The sequence below is a fragment of the Chitinimonas violaceus genome (assembly GCF_052601015.1).
In genome coordinates this window covers 71,331-89,359 of sequence record NZ_JBQXDJ010000013.1, presented here as the reverse complement: position 1 = coordinate 89,359, position 18,029 = coordinate 71,331, and the positions used below count along the sequence as shown (strand labels likewise).

The window sequence follows — 18,029 nt, the reverse complement described above, 5'->3', positions numbered from 1 at the left end:
GATTCTCCCGCGCCAGAGCCCGTTCCAGCAGCCCCGGCCCTGAGCCGTCTTGCCCTTGCTGCGCCAGTCGTGCTTCATCACGCGCTGCTTTAGGCTTGGCTTCACCTCGCCCGCCAGCAGTTCGCCCAGATCGCCCCGGCTTCTGATGCCTTGCACCACCAAGCAGCATGGAAACAGACTCTCCTTCTCGTTCAGCCCTTCGCTCCTGACTGGCAGCTACTATGGCTTCTGCTGACTTCTCGCTCCGGTTTAATACCGTCGCCCTTTCAGGCATCAGGCGAGATCTCCCCAGGTAAGAACGCACTCCTTCACCGCACAACCGCCGGATTTACGCCACCTTGCCTTGATCACGAGAGCTTCGCGGAGTCATGCCCGCTCGCCCTGCTCGGCAGCGCCTTCTATCCGGTTCTTGTCCATCGGCTCGCGGTTTACGATCCACGCTTCCTTCCCACGCTCGGTCGCCCTCACGCAGTTGCGCTTCACTTCGTTCGCTGTGATCAACTTACGGCGGGACTTCCACCCGCAGGAGTGCGCCCATGCTGGGCGCACAAAAGCAAAACGGCGTGCCAAGGCACACCGTTTTGCCATATGAGGAAACGCTTGGTACTAAATAGATTACTTCAGTGTATCGAGGTACTTATCGGCATCCAGTGCGGCTTGGCAACCCGTAGCTGCGCTGGTAATGGCTTGGCGATAGATATGGTCTTGTACATCGCCCGCGGCAAAAACGCCAGGAATGCTGGTGCTGGTAGCGCCGCCAGCATTGCCGCTTTTGGTGATGATGTAGCCATTTTCCATCGTCAGCTGTCCGGCGAAGATATCGGTATTGGGCTTGTGGCCGATTGCAATAAAGCAACCGGTTAATTCCAAGTTCTTGGTTGAGCCATTCTTGGTTGACTTGACGCGAATCCCAGTCACGCCGCTATCGTCGCCGAGCACTTCATCCAGCGTGCTGTCCAATTGCAGGCTGATTTTGCCGGCTTCTACCTTTTCCATCAGCTGTTCGATCAGGATTTTCTCGGCGCGGAAAGTATCGCGGCGATGCACCAGGGTAACGTGGCTGGCGATATTGGCTAGATAAAGTGCTTCTTCCACGGCGGTGTTTCCACCACCCACTACGGCTACTTTCTGATTGCGGTAGAAGAAGCCGTCACAGGTCGCGCATCCTGATACGCCTCTGCCCATAAAGACCTCTTCGCTTGGCAGGCCGAGATACTGTGCGGAAGCGCCTGTGGCAATGATCAGCGCGTCACAAGTGTACTCGCTAGCATCACCAATCAGTCGGATAGGCTTCTCATTCAGCTTTGTGGTGTGGATATGATCGAACACGATTTCGGTACCGAAACGGCGCGCATGCTTCTCAAAACGCTGCATCAATTCGGGGCCTTGCACACCGTCGGCATCGGCGGGCCAGTTATCCACATCGGTTGTTGTCATCAACTGTCCGCCTTGAGCTAAGCCGGTAACCAGCAGCGGCTTACGGTTGGCGCGCGCAGCATAAACAGCCGCGGTGTAACCCGCCGGACCGGAGCCGAGAATCAAGAGACTGCTGTGGGTGACTTTGGGCATGACAAGTTCCTTTAATCTTGGAAGGGCGTGCACTGTGTGAATCATTGTTTAATCAGGCATGAAACTTATTAAGAGCTAGGCGAGCAAGCCTAAATTTTGGCGATAGTATAAGGCTGTGCTTGTTTGGGAATTAAATTGATTATTTTAATAATGATGATAGAGGGTGTGCGGGGAAGAGGGTGCGATGCTTGCCATTAGCGACTTTTGTTTTGGCGCTAGGTATGCCGGAAAGGATGATCCTGCGCATTGGTGACGATACGACACCTTGGTTTAGTCTGCTGCCTGCTTGAACAAAACCGTGCAATCTGCTTACAATAGCGGGCTTCCCAATACCGGGAAGTTACAAAATCTCCCGCTCACGCGAGCCAGGGTGCAACAGTCTGAAAAAGCTGATGTGTCGGTCGTGAGCGGTTAGGCCCTAACCCTCGCTTGGAGTTATTTAGATGTCTGTTAGCATGCGCGAAATGCTGGAAGCCGGTGTTCACTTCGGCCACCAAACCCGTTACTGGAACCCAAAGATGGCACAGTACATCTTTGGTCATCGCAACAAGATTCACATCATCAACCTGGAAAAGTCCCTGCCGATGTTTGAGCAGGCGTTGACTTATGTCCGCCGTTTGACCGCAAACAAGGGCAATGTTCTGTTCGTTGGTACTAAGCGCGCGGCCCGCGAGATCGTCCAGGAAGAAGCCCGCCGTGCTGGCGCGCCATTCGTTGATCACCGTTGGTTGGGCGGTATGTTGACCAACTACAAGACTGTCAAACAGTCCATCAAGCGCCTGAACGATCTGCAAGCTACGTTGGCTGATGCAAACAACGGTTTATCCAAGAAAGAACTGTTGATGCTGAGCCGTGAAGTTGAGAAGCTTGAGCGTTCATTGGGCGGTATCAAGGATATGAACGGTCTGCCGGATGCTATCTTCGTTGTTGACGTTGGTTACCAGAAGGGCACCATCGTCGAAGCCAAGAAGCTGGGTATCCCTGTCATCGGTGTGGTTGATACCAACAACTCGCCAGAAGGCATCGACTACGTGATCCCAGGTAACGATGACTCCGCCCGCGCGATCCGTCTGTACGCACGTGGCATTGCTGATGCCGTGCTGGAAGGTCGTGCTCAAGCTATTCAGGAAATTGTTGCTGCTGCCAGCGCTGCCCAGGCTGCTCAATAAAGCAGAGCGACGAATTTCCTTGACGGCGTGCGAAACGCACAATGTCCCGGCAAATGACAAAAGGGGGCGTAAGCCCCTTTTTGTTAGCCAATACATCGAATTTAATGATCAAGGAGTACATAGATGGCTGAAATTACTGCAAAGATGGTTGCTGAGCTGCGCGAAATGACAGGCCTCGGCATGATGGATTGCAAGAAGGCATTGGTTGAAGCCAATGGTGACCTGAAGGCTGCAGAAGAGGCATTGCGTATCAAGTCTGGCAATAAGGCTTCCAAGGTGGCTGGCCGTACCGCGGCTGAAGGTACTGTAGCTGCTTTCGTCAATGGTGGTGTAGGTGCCCTGGCTGAAATCAACTGCGAGACCGACTTCGTTGGTAAGGATGTGGGCTTTTTGGCGTTTGCCGCAGCTGCAGCTGAAGCAATCGTGACCGGTAACCCTGCTGATGTTGAAGCTTTGGGTAATGTGAAGACGGCTTCTGGCGAAACCGTGGAAGAGCTGCGTAAGGCCATCATCGCCAAGCTCGGTGAGAACATCCATGTCCGCCGTTTCACCCGTATTGAAACTGAGGGCAAACTGGCTACCTATCTGCACGGCTCCAAGATTGGTGTGGTAGTTGATTTGGCTGGTGGTAATGATGTGTTGGGCAAAGACATTGCCATGCATATCGCTGCATGTAAGCCAAAGTCGTTGGACGCGTCGGGTGTTGATGCCGAGTCGATCGAGACCGAGCGCCGTGTTGCAATCGAGCGCGCGAAGGAAGCTGGCAAGCCCGAAGCAATGTTGGAAAAGATTGCTGAAGGTACCGTGCAGAAGTACCTCAAGGAAGTCACATTGTTGAGTCAGCCTTTTGTTAAGGACGATAAGCAGACTATTGAGCAGTTGTTGAAGGCAAATGGCGCCAGCATCAAATCCTTTACAATGTATGTGGTTGGTGAAGGCATTGAGAAGAAGGTTGTCGACTTCGCTGCAGAAGTTGCCGCTGCTGCAAAGGTCTAAGCTTTACCTGCTGTCATTAGCAACCGTCCGGGGTAACTCGGGCGGTTGTTTTGCAAGTACCGGTCGGTTTTGCCGATCAGGACCGTGGAAGGGCTTCCTTGCTCGGTCTGCGCTGCTACATAAGAAGCGTTTTTCTCTACCCACTTTTAAAATAAGGTAAACCCATGAGCCAAGCCCCCATCTACAAACGCATCCTCCTCAAGCTCTCGGGTGAAGCGCTGATGGGTGATGATAACTACGGTATTAACCGGGTCACCGTTGAGCGCATTGTGGCGGAGGTCAAGGAAGTTGCTGAGCTGGGAGTTCAGATTGCAGTGGTGATTGGCGGGGGGAATATTTTCCGTGGGGTGGCGCCAGCTGCTGCGGGTATGGATCGAGCGACGGCAGACTACATGGGTATGTTGGCCACGGTTATGAATGCCATGGCTATCCAAGATGCGATGCGGCAGCAAGGTTTGGTAAGTCGGGTGCAGTCGGCGCTTACCATTCAACAGGTTGCCGAGCCCTACATTCGTCCAAAGGCGATTCAATACCTTGAAGAAGGTAAGGTCGTTATTTTCGGTGCGGGTACAGGGAATCCTTTCTTTACGACCGATACGGCAGCTGCGCTACGTGGTATGGAAATGAATGCGGATATCGTGTTGAAGGCCACCAAGGTTGATGGTGTGTATACAGATGATCCGAAGAAAAATCCCGATGCGGTTCGTTACTCCAAGCTGACTTTCGATGAGGCGATCAGCAAGAATCTGAAGGTGATGGACGCGACGGCACTGGCGCTTTGCCGTGATCAGAATATGAATATCCGCGTGTTCAGTATTTTTAAATCGGGTGCTTTGAAGCGCGTACTGCTCGGCGAAGATGAGGGTACGCTGGTACACTGCTGAGCTTGTCGACGGTGATATCCTCTAGTTGATGAGGTATACCAAGGCAAGTATCCGCCTTTGCCGATAGGCAAGGAAGGCTGGGTTGGGTGTTTTGTCCCTGATCTGGGTCTGAAAATTTTTGCGCGGACTCCATGGGTGTCCGCGTTATTTATTCTGAATTTGTCAAACACAGGAGCGAGAGCGATGATCGCCGACGTGAAGAAAAACGCCGAACAGAAGATGTTGAAATCGGTGGAAAATTTGAAGGCCAACTTGGCCAAGGTCCGTACGGGGCGTGCCCATGCCGGGTTGCTGGATCATGTGATGGTCGATTACTACGGCAACCCCACGCCGATTAATCAGGTTGCCAGTGTTGGGTTGATGGATGCCCGTACTTTGTCGGTGTCACCTTTTGAAAAGAAGATGGCGGCAGCGATCGAGAAAGCAATCCGGGATTCTGATCTGGGGTTGAATCCTGCAAGCATGGGCGATGTTGTACGCGTACCGATGCCTGCGCTGACTGAAGAGCGCCGTAAGGATCTGATCAAAGTGGTGCGCGGTGAAGCTGAAGATAGCCGTGTTGCGGTGCGTAACTTGCGCCGAGATGCCAATGAGCAGCTTAAAAAAGCCGTGAAAGATAAAGTGATTTCGGAGGATGAGGAGCGCCGTGCTTCTGATGACATCCAGAAGCTGACCGACAAGTCGATTGCCGAGATTGACAAGCAGCTGGCCGAAAAAGAAAAAGAATTGATGACGGTGTAAGCGGATATCCGTCGTGGCTTTCTTTAAAAGTTCTACCAAGGATTTACCTGCGGTTTCCGCGGTTCCGCGCCATATCGCGATGATTATGGACGGTAATGGCCGTTGGGCGAAAAAGCGCTTTCTGCCGCGGGTGGCGGGCCATAAGCAAGGTGTGGAAACGTTGCGTGAGATGGTCAAGGCTTGTGATGCCTTAGGCGTGGAATTTCTAACCTTGTTTGCCTTCTCCAGTGAAAACTGGCGTAGACCACAAGAAGAAGTTTCTTTCCTGATGGGTCTGTTCCTGACTGTATTGGAGCGTGAAGTCAACCGTCTCGACAAGAAGGGAATCCGTCTTAAGCTGATTGGTCGGCGTGACCGTTTTGCGCCGGAGATCGTTCGTATGATCGATTCAGCAGAGCAGCGTACTGCGGCCAATACGGGGCTGACTTTGACTATTGCTGCAGATTACGGTGGACGTTGGGATGTCTTGCAGGCTACGCAAGCCTTGCTGCGTGCTAAGCCAGAGTTCATTCAGGGTGACTTCGATGAAGATGCCTTGACGCCTTATCTGGCTATGGCGTACGCGCCGGAGCCGGATCTGTTCATCCGTACTGGCGGTGAGGCGCGGATTTCCAACTTCCTGCTTTGGCAGCTGGCTTACACCGAGTTGTATTTCACTGATGTATTCTGGCCGGATTTCGATCGCGCCCAGTTGGATATTGCCATTGAGTCTTACCACCAGCGTGAGCGTCGGTTTGGTCGTACCAGCGAGCAACTCAAGGATGCCGCATGCTGAAGACGCGTGTGCTGACCGCTTTGGTGTTGTTGCCCGTGGTGCTGGCGGCGCTATTTATGGGTCCTCCGCTGGTCTGGGGTGTATTTGCTTTGTTTGCGTTGAGCTGTGGCGCCTGGGAGTGGTCGCGTTTCGCCCGGTTTGATCGGGCAGAGCAAGTCGTCTTCATTTCGGCATTTGTGTTGCTCGGCCTGGCTTGGTTGGCATTACCGTTGGCACGTAGCTGGGCTTTGATACTTGATGGCTTTGCTTTGTTGTTCTGGTTGGTGCTGGTGCCTTTGTGGCTTAAGCAGAAATGGACTTTGCGGCATAAGTGGTCGTCAGCTTTGCTTGGCTGGTTGATATTGTTGTCAGCCTTGGCTGCAGTTACCCGTTTCCGTGAGCTCACTGATGGCGCAGTAGCCTTGCTTTCGGTTCTGGCTATTGCCTGGGTTGCCGATATAGCCGCTTACTTTGCTGGCCGTGCTTTCGGTCGGCGTAAACTGGCGCCCACTATCAGCCCTGGCAAGAGCTGGGAGGGTGTTTATGGCGCTTTGGTTGCGGTAAGCATTTACCTGGTTGCGCTTCAACAGATTGGTGCTCCAGTGATATCGGGTCTCTCGTTGGTAGTCTTACTGCCATTGGGTTGGGCTTTGACGGGAGTGAGCGTAATAGGAGACCTGTTCGAGTCCTTGCTTAAACGCCAGACCGGTTTGAAGGATTCCAGCAGTTTATTACCAGGCCATGGTGGTGTGCTGGATCGGATTGATAGTTTGCTGGCATTGGCGCCGGTAGCCGCCGCCTTGCTATTTGCCTACGCGTTCGCGTTGGCCCGGATTTGATCGTCACTCATCATGCCACTTACGCTGCAACGCCTCACCATCCTTGGTTCTACTGGCAGCATTGGGTTGAGCACGCTCGATGTAGTGGCACGTCATCCAGAGAAATACCGCGTATATGCATTATCTGCGCATAGCCAACTCGAGAAGTTGGTAGAGCAGTGTCTGCAATATCGCCCGCGCTACGTAGTCTTGGCTGACCCTTCGCGTTTACTGGAGTTGCGTGAGCGTTTGTCCGTGGCAGGGTTGGCCGACATTGAAGCGCTTGCTGGCCAGGAAGCGTTGGAATATATCGCCAGTCATACTGAGGTCGATACAGTAATGGCTGCGATTGTCGGTGCGGCGGGAATGCGCCCTACATTGGCAGCCGCGCGTGCTGGTAAGCGCGTGTTGCTGGCAAATAAAGAAACATTGGTTATGGCCGGTAGGCTGTTTATGGACGCTGTTCGTGAAGGTGGAGCGACATTGCTACCCATCGATAGCGAACACAATGCCATTTATCAGTGTTTGCCGCAGCCTTTCGGTGATAGTGCTGACCAGGGGGTGAGGCGCATCCTCCTGACCGCTTCTGGTGGCCCGTTCCGTGGGTATACGCCAAAGCAGCTTGCCGCCGCCACACCTGAGCAAGCCGTAAAGCATCCAAATTGGTCTATGGGGCGGAAAATCTCGGTGGATTCCGCCAGCCTGATGAACAAGGGGCTGGAGGTCATTGAGGCGCGTTGGCTGTTTGATTTGCCCGCTGAGCGTATTTCGGTCGTCGTTCATCCGCAAAGCGTGATTCATTCGATGGTCGAATACATTGATGGTTCAGTACTTGCTCAGTTGGGTAATCCGGATATGCGGACGCCGATAGCTTACGGTCTGGCATGGCCGGAGCGTATAGATGCAGGTGTGACTGCCCTTGATCTATTCCAGATTGCGCGTCTTGATTTCGAACAGCCTGATACAGAACGTTTCCCTTGTTTGGCTTTGGCATTTGAAGCGTTGGCACTAGGTGGTGCAGCGCCTGCTGTCCTGAACGCTGCAAACGAAGAAGCCGTGGCTGCTTTTCTCGATGGTAAGGTCGGTTTTGCAGATATTGCCAAGGTTAATGCAGCGACGATGCGCCAAGTGGCAGTTGATTTTGATGCCAACTCCCTGGAAAGTCTGACTGCTGCCGATGCAGCTGCGCGTCGTTTTGCTGTTGACTGGTTGGCGGACGCTGTTCGTTGAGATGTTCTGTGGTCAGTGGATGCAACCAGAAGACCAAGTGCAGCCAAAATTTGATCAAGGACTGTCACGATCAGCTGTCAGCAGGGTGCTGAACAGCACGTGGGTCCTGATCACAGTTGCGCAGTAAAAACCTGTCAAAGTCTTGCGAACTAGAGCGAAACAAGACGAAAACAGCCGAGGAAGCGGAGCTTACTCATGGTAAATGAGTATTCCGAGGTTGTTTTCAACGCCGTATCGCTGACGCGCAGCAGACTTTGATCCGGTTCTAAGACTCATTGAACAGATTCTTAAAATGCTTTGCTACTGTCGTTGAACGCTGAAGAGGTTCCCATATGTCCATATTGATAACATTACTTGCCTTTGCCGTGGCGATTGGCATATTGGTTACGGTGCATGAGTTCGGCCACTACTGGGTTGCCAAGCGTTGTGGTGTAAAGGTGCTGACCTTTTCGATTGGATTCGGCAAGCCGTTGTTGCGTTGGCAACGTGGTGAGGTGCAGTGGCAACTGGCAGCTATTCCGCTGGGTGGTTACGTGCGGATGTTGGATGAGAGAGAAGCTCCAGTCCCCGCCGCCGAGCTTAACCGTGCGTTTAACAGGCAGAGCGTGGGTAAGCGGATGGCAATTGTGGTCGCAGGGCCGCTTGCCAATTTCTTGTTGGCCATTCTGGTCTATTGGGCCATCTTCCTGAATGGCGTTGAGGTCTTGATTCCCCGCTTGGGTTCGATTGAGCCGAATTCCATCGCTGCAAAGGCGGGTTTTCTTACTGGGGACACCATTGTCGCAATCGATCGGGAGAGCGTGAACAGCTGGGCTGAGGCACGCTTGGGGTTGATTGAACGTGCTGCAGCCAAAGCGTCTATCCAGGTAGAGGTAGTGCGTCCCAACGGTGGTACGGTCAGTCGGACCTTGGATTTTGCTGATATCGATAATGAATGGATCGACGGCGATCTGGCTGGTCGGCTAGGGATGTCGATTGCTGTATATCGCAATGAACTGGGCCCGTTGTTAACTGATGGTGCTGCAGCGGTTGCAGGATTGAAACAGGGTGATCGGCTTTGGAAGGTGGAAGACAAGCCTACACCAGACTGGAATAGCTTTGCCGCTGCTGTTCGGGCCCGACCGAATCTGCCTACACACATCAGTGTATTGAGGGCCGGTCAGCCAGTTGAAGTACGTGTCGTACCGAAATCTGTTCAGGATGGTGATAAGGCCGTTGGTCGCATTGGTGCGGCGCCTGCATTGGATATGGATGCCATCCATGCGCTCAATAAACCGGTGCAGTATGGGGTTATATCGGCATTAGGGCAGGCATTGCACCAGACCTGGGCGACTTCGGCCTTGTCACTGAAAATGATGTGGCGCATGTTGCTTGGAAACGTTTCCGTCAAACAGTTGTCTGGTCCTGTAGCCATTGCCGGATACGCTGGTAAGAGTGCGCAATACGGCTTGCGCGCCTACCTGGAATTTCTGTGTCTGATCAGCATCAGCCTGGGTGTGATGAACCTCTTGCCTGTGCCAGTGCTGGATGGCGGGCATTTGATGTATTATTTCGCCGAAATTCTGCGAGGACGGCCCTTGTCGGAGCGCGCCATGGAACTCGGGCAGCGCGTGGGCGTCGGACTCCTCGCGGCGTTGATGGTCGTTGCGGTATTTAACGATCTCACGCGCTTGGTTGGCGGCTGATTCGTCGCTAATCCCATCTTCAATCACCGGCGGCTGCAAGCGTGCTTGCAGCCGTCAGATTTGTTTATGAAACCGACCTCGATCTCTCTTGCCTTACTGGCCATATACGGCCTAGCTATTCCCGCCTACGCTTTCGAGCCCTTCGTCATCAAGGAAATCCGTGTTGAAGGTATTCAGCGCACCGAAGCTGGTACGGTATTCAACTACTTGCCCGTTAAAGTGGGCGATAAGATGGATAACGAAAAGGCACAGTCTTCCGTCAAGGCGCTTTTTGCTACCGGTTTTTACCGGGATGTGCGTGTAGAAGCCGATAAGGGCGTGTTGATTGTTGCGCTTGATGAGCGACCTGTCATTGCCAGTATTCAAATCAATGGCGCCAAGGAATTCGAGTCGGACCAGTTGCTCAAGGCGCTCCGTGAAAACGGTTTGGCCGAGAGTCGTACCTTTGACCAGTCTGTACTCGGTTCGGCGGAGCAGGAGCTGAAGCGCCAGTATTACAGCCGCGGTAAATATTCTGTACAGATCAAAACGACGGTGAGTCGGCTGGAGCGTAATCGGGTTTCCATCGGGTTTGATATTTCCGAGGGCTTGGTAGCCACCATCAAGCAGATCAACCTCGTAGGCAATCAAGCCTATCCCGAGAAGGAATTGAAGGACCACTTCCAGCTTGATACCGGCGGCTGGTTTTCCTGGTTCACCAAGTCCAACCAATACTCCAAGCCCAAGCTGCAGGCGGATATCGAGGCGCTGCGCTCTTACTATCTCGACAACGGCTACTTGGAGTTCAACATCAATTCACAACAGGTTGCCTTGTCCGATGACAAGAAGGCAATGTTCCTCACGGTGAACCTTGATGAAGGTAAGCAGTACAAGATCAGCAACGTGCAATTTTCCGGTGACCTGATTGTTGCGGAGAGTGAGCTTGCCAAACTGGTGGATATTAAACCCGGAGAGGTGTTCTCACGCGCCAAGATAAATGCTGCAACTGAGCGGATATCAGATCGGCTGGCTAACGAAGGCTATGCCTTTGCCAATGTGAATGCGGTGCCTGAAGTGAATCAGGAAAAGTCGGAAGCCGGCTTCACCTTTTATGTCGATCCTGGTCGCAAGACCTATGTGCGACGTGTGAATATCATTGGCAACACACGGACCCGTGATGATGTCATTCGTCGTGAGCTGCGTCAGCTGGAAGCTGCACCATTTGCTGGCTGGAAGATCAAGCGTTCCAAAGAGCGGTTGGACTTGCTTGGTTATTTCTCTGAAGTAACGATTGATACGCCACTGGTGCAGGATACGACCGACCAGGTCGACGTCAATGTGACGGTGGTGGAGAAGCAGACAGGCAACATCCAGGTCGGTGCCGGGTATTCCCAGTCCGAAGGTATGGTGCTGTCGGGTTCCATTGCCCAAGCCAATATCTTTGGTAGCGGCAAGTACCTTAAGTTGGAGCTCAACACCAGCAAGAGCAGCCGTGTCTATGCGCTATCGTTTACCAACCCCTATGCAACGCCTGATGGGGTGTCGCGTGGGTTCGACGTTTACAAACGCCGCTATGACGCGTCAAAGCTCAATTCAACCAATTACGGTGCGTATATCAATGACACGGTAGGGGCTGGTCTGCGTTGGGATGTGCCGGTATCGGAGTACGACAGCATCAAGCTCGGCTTGACGGCAGAGCGCTCGCGTTTGACGGTATTCCAGAACACACCTACTCAGTACATTGAATTCGTCAATAAGTACGGTGATACCAATATTACTTACTTGGGAATGGCCGGGTGGGCACGCGATACGCGGGATAGCTCGTTGTTCCCGACGCGGGGCCGTTTGACTTCAGTCAACGGGGAAGTGGCATTACCGGGTGGTACTATCCAGTACGCCAAGCTGACAGCCCAACATCAGTGGTTTGTGCCGCTCAGCAAGACCTTTACCTTCTTGTGGAATATCGAAGGCGGTGTAGGTGGCGGGTATGCTGGCGATAAATTGCCTTTCTATTCCAGTTTCCAGGCGGGTGGCGTAGGCTCTGTTCGCGGCTATGATAGTTCAAGCCTTGGCCCGGTCGATAAAGCTGGCCGGAATCTTGGCGGTAATCGTCGCTTGATCACCAACTGGGAGTTGCTCATGCCCATGCCCGGTATGCAGAACAACAAGTCGGTGCGGTTATCGGCTTTTGTCGATGGCGGTAGTGTCTGGGGCGAAGGGCAGAAGTTGGAACTGAACGATCTGCGTTACTCGGCGGGTTTGGCGTTCAGCTGGCTTGCGCCTGTGGGTCCGATGAAATTCAGCTATGCCAAACCTTTGAATGCCAAACCGGGTGATAAGCTGGAGCGCTTCCAGTTCTCGCTTGGCCAGATATTCTGATGCAACCATGGCATCGCTTTAAACGAGGTAGTCATTGTGAAAAGCCTGTTTAGTCTGATTCTCGCTGTTGGTACCCTGGTTCCCGCGATGGCGCAAGACATCAAGATTGGTTTTGTCAATCTTGATCGCATCCTGCGCGACTCCAGCCCTGCGATGAAAGCCACCAAGAAGCTCGAAAAGGAATTTGCTGCTCGTGAAGCGGATCTGAAGAAGCTGACCGAACAGGTACGTAGCCGCCAGGCGGAGCTGGATAAAGGCGGCCTTACGATGGCTGAGACCGATCGCCGTAATAAAGAGCGTGAGTTGGTGAAGCTTCAACAAGACCTCGCACGTATCCAACGTGAGTTCCGCGAGGACCTGAACGCTCGTCGCAATGAAGAACTGTCTGGTATTCAAGAGCGTGTGTACAACACCATTCAGCAGATTTCCAACGCAGAAAAGTTTGATGCCGTCTTACAGGAAGCTGTCTATATCAGCCCCAAGCTCGATATCACCGACAAGGTCCTGAAGGCGTTGGCCGATAAGTAAGTCATGCCGGATTATCGACTGTCTGATTTTGTTGCCCGTTTTGGTGGTGAGTTGCTTGGGGGTGATTTGGCTGTTCGCCAGGTCGCCACGCTTGAAACAGCCAAGCCTGATGAAATAGCCTTCCTCGCTAACCCTAAGTATGCCAAGCAGCTTGGTAGTACTGCGGCTGGTGCGATTGTGTTAGGCGAGAAGGCCCGCGGGTTGACGGACAAGCCCCGTATTGTTGCCACTGACCCATATCTTTACTTTGCCCGTATCTCCACTTTGTTGAACCCACCTAAGCGGCCAGTACCTGGGGTGCATCCCAGTGCGGTATTGGCAGCTGATGTGATGGTGAACCCTTCCGCCTATATTGGTCCGTTTGTTAGCGTGGAGGAGGGCAGCCGGGTAGGCGCAGATTGCATTCTGGAAGCCGGCAGCCGAGTGGGACGCAATGTGACGCTTGGCGCTGGTACCTGGTTGCATGCCAATGTGGTGGTTGCCGATGACTCTCAGCTTGGGGAGCGTGTGATTGTCCACCCCAATGCCGTGATCGGCTCGGATGGTTTTGGCAATGCCTGGACCGGTGATGGATGGTTCAAGATTCCGCAGATTGGCCGAGTGCTGATCGGCAATGATGTTGAGATTGGCGCAGCCACCAGTATCGACCGTGGTGCGTTGGGCGACACGGTGCTTGAGGATGGTGTAAGGCTGGATAACCAGATACAGATCGCGCACAACGTGCATATCGGCAAGCACACCGCCATGGCTGGGTGTGTCGGCGTGGCGGGGTCAACCAGGATCGGTGCTTATTGCACGTTTGGCGGCAGCGCCATGATTCTTGGCCATCTGGAGATTGTCGATAAGGTCAATGTCATGGCTGGCACCTTGGTTGGCAAATCCATCCTCAAGGCTGGTACCTATGTTGGCCAGTATCCTGTGCAGTCGCATGAGGATTGGCTGGCGAATGCTTCGCATCTGCGCCGGCTTGATGCCATGGCAGGAAGACTAAAAGAAATCGAACGCAGAGTCGGCCGGGGTGATGCCGACCAGGGAGAATGAAAAATGAGCGATACCCAAGTGCAGACCCTAACAACGATGGATATCCAGGGCATCCTGGATCATTTGCCACACCGCTTTCCTTTCCTGTTGATTGACCGGATCACAGAACTGGTGCCGGGTGATCGTGTAGTGGCATTGAAGAATGTGTCTTACAACGAGCCTTTCTTCGTTGGCCACTTTCCTAAATACCCTGTCATGCCTGGTGTGTTGATCGTGGAAGCCATGGCCCAGGCGGCGGGGGTGTTGAGTTTTCGTACCACCGGCGACAAGCCCAAGGATGGCTACCTCTATTTGTTTGCGGGTATCGACAATGTGCGCTTCAAATCACAGGTGACGCCGGGTGACCAGATGTTGATCGAGGTAAAAATCGACCGTCGCGTGCGTAATATCTGGAAGTACAAGGCAGTAGCACGGGTTGCTGGCAATGTTGTGGCAGAGGCTGACCTGATGTGCGCACAGGTGCCGACTACCCCCGCGCCAGCTGCAACGACCCCGGCTTAAGGAATTCCTTCATGTCGCGTATTCATGCCAGTGCGGTTGTGCACCCTGGCGCTCGGTTGGCTGACGATGTCCAGGTCGGCCCCTTCAGTATTATTGGCGAGCACGTCGAGATTGGCGCTGGTTCGCGTGTTGGGCCTCATTGCGTGATTGAAGGGCATACCCGCATCGGGCGTAACAATGTCTTCCATGGTTCAGCTTATATCGGCTGCGAACCTCAGGATAAGAAGTATCAAGGTGAACCGACCCAACTGGTGATTGGGGATGGCAATACCATCTACCAATTTGTCACCCTGTCCACCGGTACCGTGCAGGATGAGGGCATCACCAGCGTCGGTGACGATAACTGGATCATGGCGTATGTGCATATCGCCCATGATTGTCGCATTGGCAGCCATACCATCCTCGCCAATAATGCGACGGTGGCGGGGCATGTGCATCTTGGTGATTATGTCTTCCTTGGCGGCTTTACAACCATCCACCAGTTTTGCAAGATCGGCGCGCATGCGATGACAGCCTTCACGGCCGCGGTTGCGCAGGATATCCCGCCGTATGTAACCGCTGCGGGCAACCGTGCTACACCGGCAGGTATCAATAGCGAAGGGTTGCGTCGTCGTGGATTCAGCAATGAGCAGATTCTGGAGATCAAGCGGGCGTACAAGCTCCTGTATCGTCAGAACATGCTGCTGGAAGACGCCATTGCCGAAATCACGGCACGGGCTGCCGAGCATGTGGAGCTGCAAGCTTTTGTTGATTTCTTTCCTACAGCCAGTCGCGGCCTGATTCGCTAGGCGGATTGGGCTGCGCTTTCCAATTTCAACTGAATGTTTTTCGTCTATGTCGCCTTCTTCCACCGATAGCCTTTTCGATGGCCACAGCGGTCCGCGTATCGCTATCGTAGCGGGAGAGGCGTCCGGTGATTTGTTGGGTGCGAGCCTGATCGAAGCGGTGCGCCGTCGTATTCCCGAAGTGCGTTTTGCTGGCATCGCCGGACCCAAGATGCAATCGGCAGGGGCAAAGTCCTTGTTCCCGATGAGTCGGCTTGCCGTGATGGGCTACCTTGAAGTGATCAAGCGTCTGCGTGAGCTGCTGGGTATCCGTAAAACTCTGCGCGAGAAGTGTTTGGCAGAGCGCCCTGATCTGTTCATCGGTATCGATGCGCCGGACTTCAATCTTGGATTGGAAAGAAAGCTCAAGGATGCGGGTATTCCTACCGTTCACTATGTCAGTCCCTCGATTTGGGCTTGGCGTGGAGAGCGTGTCTATAAGATCAAGGCGGCGACCAGTGAAGTGTTGTGCCTGTTTCCATTTGAGAAGCCACTTTACGATGCGGTCGACGCCAAGGCGACCTATGTAGGGCATCCGCTGGCTGACAGCATGCCCTTGGCGCCCAATCAGACAGAGATTCGCGAAACGATAGGTGTGCATGAAAGCCAGCTGGTTTTCACCTTCCTGCCTGGCAGTCGGGTCAGTGAAGTGGGCTACCATGCCCAGCTGTTTATTGAGACGGCCCGGTTGCTCCATGCACGCTACCCTTATGCCGTATTTCTGGTGCCGTTGGTGACGCGCGAGACACGGGACATATTTGATGCCGCCCGTTATACCCACCAGGCGCTCGACCTTCCTCTGCGGTTGATGTTCGGGCACGCACAGGATGCCATGCAGGCCGCCGATGTGATTCTGGTGGCGTCGGGAACAGCAACACTGGAAGCGATGTTGGCCAAGCGGCCTATGGTAATCACCTACAAGCTGTCTGATACCACATACCGTATGGTCCGTAAAAAGATGCGCTTGCCCTACGTAGGTTTACCCAACGTGATTGCTGGCAGGTTTGTTGTGCCTGAGCTCTTGCAGCATGAAGCCACGCCCGAAAACCTCGCCCAGGCGTTGGGTAACTATGTCGAATCAAAAAAGCTGAGCTCGGCTTTGTCGGAGTTCTTTGGTACGCAGCATGAATCGTTGCGCCAAGATGCTGCTGAGCGCGCTGCAGATGCTGTAGTCGCCTATCTGCGGAGACCCGCGTGAGTGTACTGGTTTGTGGCGTTGATGAAGCCGGTCGTGGCCCCTTGGCGGGTTCAGTGTTTGCTGCAGCGGTAATTTTGGGCGAGAACCATGGCATCGTGGGTCTTGCTGATTCAAAGGTGTTGACCGCGGCCCGGCGGGAACATCTATTTGCCGAAATTCAGGCCAAGGCATTGGCATGGTCGATTGCGACGGCCGATGTTACCGAGATAGACCAGCTCAATATCCTGCATGCCACGATGCTGGCTATGCAGCGTGCTGTTGTTGGTTTGGCGACACCGGCAACAGAAGCATTGATTGATGGCAACCGGGTACCCAAGGGGTTGCCCTGCCCTGCCCGCGCCATTGTGAAGGGTGATGCGCTGGAGCCTGCGATTTCAGCGGCTTCCATCCTGGCCAAAGTCGCGCGGGATGCTGAACTGGTTAGGCTGGATCTTGAATTTCCCGTCTATGGCTTTGCAGAACACAAGGGTTACCCTACGCCGGCACATCTGGCCGCACTTCAGGCGCATGGACCATGCCGGCAACACCGCCGTAGCTTCGCACCAGTGCGGGCTGCAATGGGAGCGGGTCAAGCCAGCTTCTGGTAGACGGGCCCCGTAAAAGCAATTTTCCCTCCGTTGTTGGCAGCTGCCGATGTTGCCACGTTGAAAATGGGCTGTGAGAAGCGCGTATACACATTGTAAATACAGCGTTCCCACCCATTTTTGTCTTGTCTCGTTCTGGTGAGCGAGACTTTGAATCAGTTCTTATTTGTCATTACGCTCCGCCGGCAACTAATATCCAACCGTTGCGCCCCATTATTGGCGCGTCAAACGGCCAGCATATGCCGACGGGAGCAGGGCTAGATGTTTGTCATCATCGGTTATGTCTTCATGTGCGTCTGTATCCTGGGTGCCTATGCCGCACATGGCGGGCATCTTGGGGTGTTATGGCAGCCCTCGGAAATCGTGATCATCTTTGGCGGCGGCATTGGCGCCATGATCGCAGCCTACGGCTCATCGCTTAAGAGCATCGTCAAGGCCTTGCCTACTGTCTTCAAGGGCAGTGCTTATGGCAAGACCTTCTACATGGACCTCTTTGCCCTGATGTTCGAGATACTCTCGAAGGTGCGCAAAGAAGGGTTGATGTCGGTTGAAGGTGATATCGAGAATCCAGACGCCAGCCCGCTGTTTTCCAAATATGCAACGGTTGCCAAGGATCACCATGTCATCGAATTCATCTGTGACTATCTACGCTTGATGGTGGGCGGCAATCTGAATGCGTTCGAAATCGAGAATCTCATGGATGTGGAAATCGAGGCGCATCACCACGAGGCGGAAGTGCCCGCACAGTTCATGGCCAAGCTGGGGGACGGTCTGCCGGCGTTCGGTATCGTGGCTGCGGTGATGGGGGTGGTCCATACCATGGGTTCTCTGCATCTTCCCCCCGCAGAGCTCGGTAAGCTGATTGGTGCCGCGCTGGTCGGTACCTTTATGGGGATCTGGTTGGCGTATGGTTTCGTCGGCCCGCTTGCCACGGTACTGGAAACCAAGGTCAACGAAGGCACCCGGATTTATCAGACGATCAAGGTCACCCTATTAGCCAGCCTGAATGGTTATGCGCCGCAGGTGGCGGTGGAGTTTGGCCGTAAGGCGATGGAAGGCCATATGCGCCCATCCTTCCTTGAGCTTGAGGAATACGTGAAGAACAAGAAGGGTTGATCACTTGCTAGTGACCATGCCTGAAGGCTTTAT

The 18,029-nt window shown here is 53.8% G+C and carries 19 protein-coding genes; 16 read left to right on the top strand and 3 right to left on the bottom strand.

Annotated features, from left to right (window positions below; translation table 11 throughout):
- The 3 genes from ACUHMQ_RS06975 to trxB all read right to left on the bottom strand — a co-directional run.
- Nucleotides 1–274: hypothetical protein (locus tag ACUHMQ_RS06975; protein ID WP_445294727.1), on the bottom strand; the 274-nt coding region annotated here is incomplete at its 3' end.
- A gap of 92 nt (nucleotides 275–366) precedes the next feature.
- Nucleotides 367–588, bottom strand: coding sequence for a hypothetical protein (locus ACUHMQ_RS06970; RefSeq protein WP_445294726.1), 222 nt, complete (start codon nucleotides 586–588; stop codon nucleotides 367–369).
- 27 nt (nucleotides 589–615) lie between these two features.
- Entirely contained in the window at nucleotides 616–1,569 is a 954-nt protein-coding gene (trxB, locus tag ACUHMQ_RS06965; RefSeq protein ID WP_445294725.1) for a thioredoxin-disulfide reductase, read from the bottom strand.
- Nucleotides 1,570–2,012: 443 nt separating this feature from the next.
- On the opposite strand from trxB, the gene rpsB reads away from it, so the two are divergent.
- The 16 genes from rpsB to motA all read left to right on the top strand — a co-directional run bounded on the left by rpsB (nucleotide 2,013) and on the right by motA (nucleotide 17,996).
- Complete coding sequence (gene rpsB / locus ACUHMQ_RS06960; protein WP_445294724.1) at nucleotides 2,013–2,738, top strand: 30S ribosomal protein S2; 726 nt, start codon at nucleotides 2,013–2,015, stop codon at nucleotides 2,736–2,738.
- Between the two features lie 123 nt (nucleotides 2,739–2,861).
- Complete coding sequence (tsf, locus tag ACUHMQ_RS06955; RefSeq protein ID WP_445294723.1) at nucleotides 2,862–3,734, top strand: translation elongation factor Ts; 873 nt, start codon at nucleotides 2,862–2,864, stop codon at nucleotides 3,732–3,734.
- A 164-nt stretch (nucleotides 3,735–3,898) separates the two neighbouring features.
- Complete coding sequence (gene pyrH, locus ACUHMQ_RS06950; protein ID WP_445294722.1) at nucleotides 3,899–4,618, top strand: UMP kinase; 720 nt, start codon at nucleotides 3,899–3,901, stop codon at nucleotides 4,616–4,618.
- A gap of 183 nt (nucleotides 4,619–4,801) precedes the next feature.
- Nucleotides 4,802–5,359, top strand: coding sequence for a ribosome recycling factor (frr, locus tag ACUHMQ_RS06945; RefSeq protein WP_445294721.1), 558 nt, complete (start codon nucleotides 4,802–4,804; stop codon nucleotides 5,357–5,359).
- A 79-nt stretch (nucleotides 5,360–5,438) separates the two neighbouring features.
- Nucleotides 5,439–6,134 carry a polyprenyl diphosphate synthase gene (gene uppS, locus ACUHMQ_RS06940; RefSeq protein ID WP_445294730.1) on the top strand — a complete coding sequence of 232 codons (696 nt, stop codon included), beginning with the start codon at nucleotides 5,439–5,441 and terminating at the stop codon, nucleotides 6,132–6,134.
- Nucleotides 6,128–6,952 carry a phosphatidate cytidylyltransferase gene (locus ACUHMQ_RS06935; RefSeq protein ID WP_445294720.1) on the top strand — a complete coding sequence of 275 codons (825 nt, stop codon included), beginning with the start codon at nucleotides 6,128–6,130 and terminating at the stop codon, nucleotides 6,950–6,952. The genes uppS and ACUHMQ_RS06935 overlap by 7 nt, the downstream gene beginning before the upstream one ends.
- 12 nt (nucleotides 6,953–6,964) lie before the next feature.
- Entirely contained in the window at nucleotides 6,965–8,161 is a 1,197-nt protein-coding gene (gene ispC, locus ACUHMQ_RS06930; RefSeq protein ID WP_445294719.1) for a 1-deoxy-D-xylulose-5-phosphate reductoisomerase, read from the top strand.
- Nucleotides 8,162–8,493: 332 nt separating this feature from the next.
- Complete coding sequence (gene rseP / locus ACUHMQ_RS06925) at nucleotides 8,494–9,846, top strand: RIP metalloprotease RseP (RefSeq protein WP_445294718.1); 1,353 nt, start codon at nucleotides 8,494–8,496, stop codon at nucleotides 9,844–9,846.
- A 66-nt stretch (nucleotides 9,847–9,912) separates the two neighbouring features.
- Nucleotides 9,913–12,204: an outer membrane protein assembly factor BamA gene (gene bamA, locus ACUHMQ_RS06920; RefSeq protein ID WP_445294717.1), complete on the top strand. Its 2,292-nt coding sequence runs from the start codon at nucleotides 9,913–9,915 to the stop codon at nucleotides 12,202–12,204.
- Between the two features lie 36 nt (nucleotides 12,205–12,240).
- A complete protein-coding gene (locus ACUHMQ_RS06915; RefSeq protein WP_445294716.1) occupies nucleotides 12,241–12,732 on the top strand; it encodes an OmpH/Skp family outer membrane protein in 492 nt (163 codons plus the stop codon).
- Nucleotides 12,733–12,735: 3 nt separating this feature from the next.
- On the top strand, nucleotides 12,736–13,773 hold the full coding sequence (gene lpxD, locus ACUHMQ_RS06910) for a UDP-3-O-(3-hydroxymyristoyl)glucosamine N-acyltransferase (protein WP_445294715.1): 1,038 nt from the start codon (nucleotides 12,736–12,738) through the stop codon (nucleotides 13,771–13,773).
- Nucleotides 13,774–13,776: 3 nt separating this feature from the next.
- Nucleotides 13,777–14,274: a 3-hydroxyacyl-ACP dehydratase FabZ gene (gene fabZ, locus ACUHMQ_RS06905; RefSeq protein ID WP_445294714.1), complete on the top strand. Its 498-nt coding sequence runs from the start codon at nucleotides 13,777–13,779 to the stop codon at nucleotides 14,272–14,274.
- Between the two features lie 11 nt (nucleotides 14,275–14,285).
- Entirely contained in the window at nucleotides 14,286–15,062 is a 777-nt protein-coding gene (lpxA, locus tag ACUHMQ_RS06900) for an acyl-ACP--UDP-N-acetylglucosamine O-acyltransferase (RefSeq protein WP_445294713.1), read from the top strand.
- Between the two features lie 46 nt (nucleotides 15,063–15,108).
- The gene (gene lpxB, locus ACUHMQ_RS06895; RefSeq protein WP_445294712.1) at nucleotides 15,109–16,296 is read left to right on the top strand and encodes a lipid-A-disaccharide synthase; all 1,188 of its coding nucleotides are present in this window, start codon (nucleotides 15,109–15,111) and stop codon (nucleotides 16,294–16,296) included.
- A 5-nt stretch (nucleotides 16,297–16,301) separates the two neighbouring features.
- Entirely contained in the window at nucleotides 16,302–16,883 is a 582-nt protein-coding gene (rnhB, locus tag ACUHMQ_RS06890) for a ribonuclease HII (RefSeq protein WP_445294729.1), read from the top strand.
- A 258-nt stretch (nucleotides 16,884–17,141) separates the two neighbouring features.
- On the top strand, nucleotides 17,142–17,996 hold the full coding sequence (motA, locus tag ACUHMQ_RS06885) for a flagellar motor stator protein MotA (protein WP_445294711.1): 855 nt from the start codon (nucleotides 17,142–17,144) through the stop codon (nucleotides 17,994–17,996).
- Nucleotides 17,997–18,029: the final 33 nt, after the last annotated feature.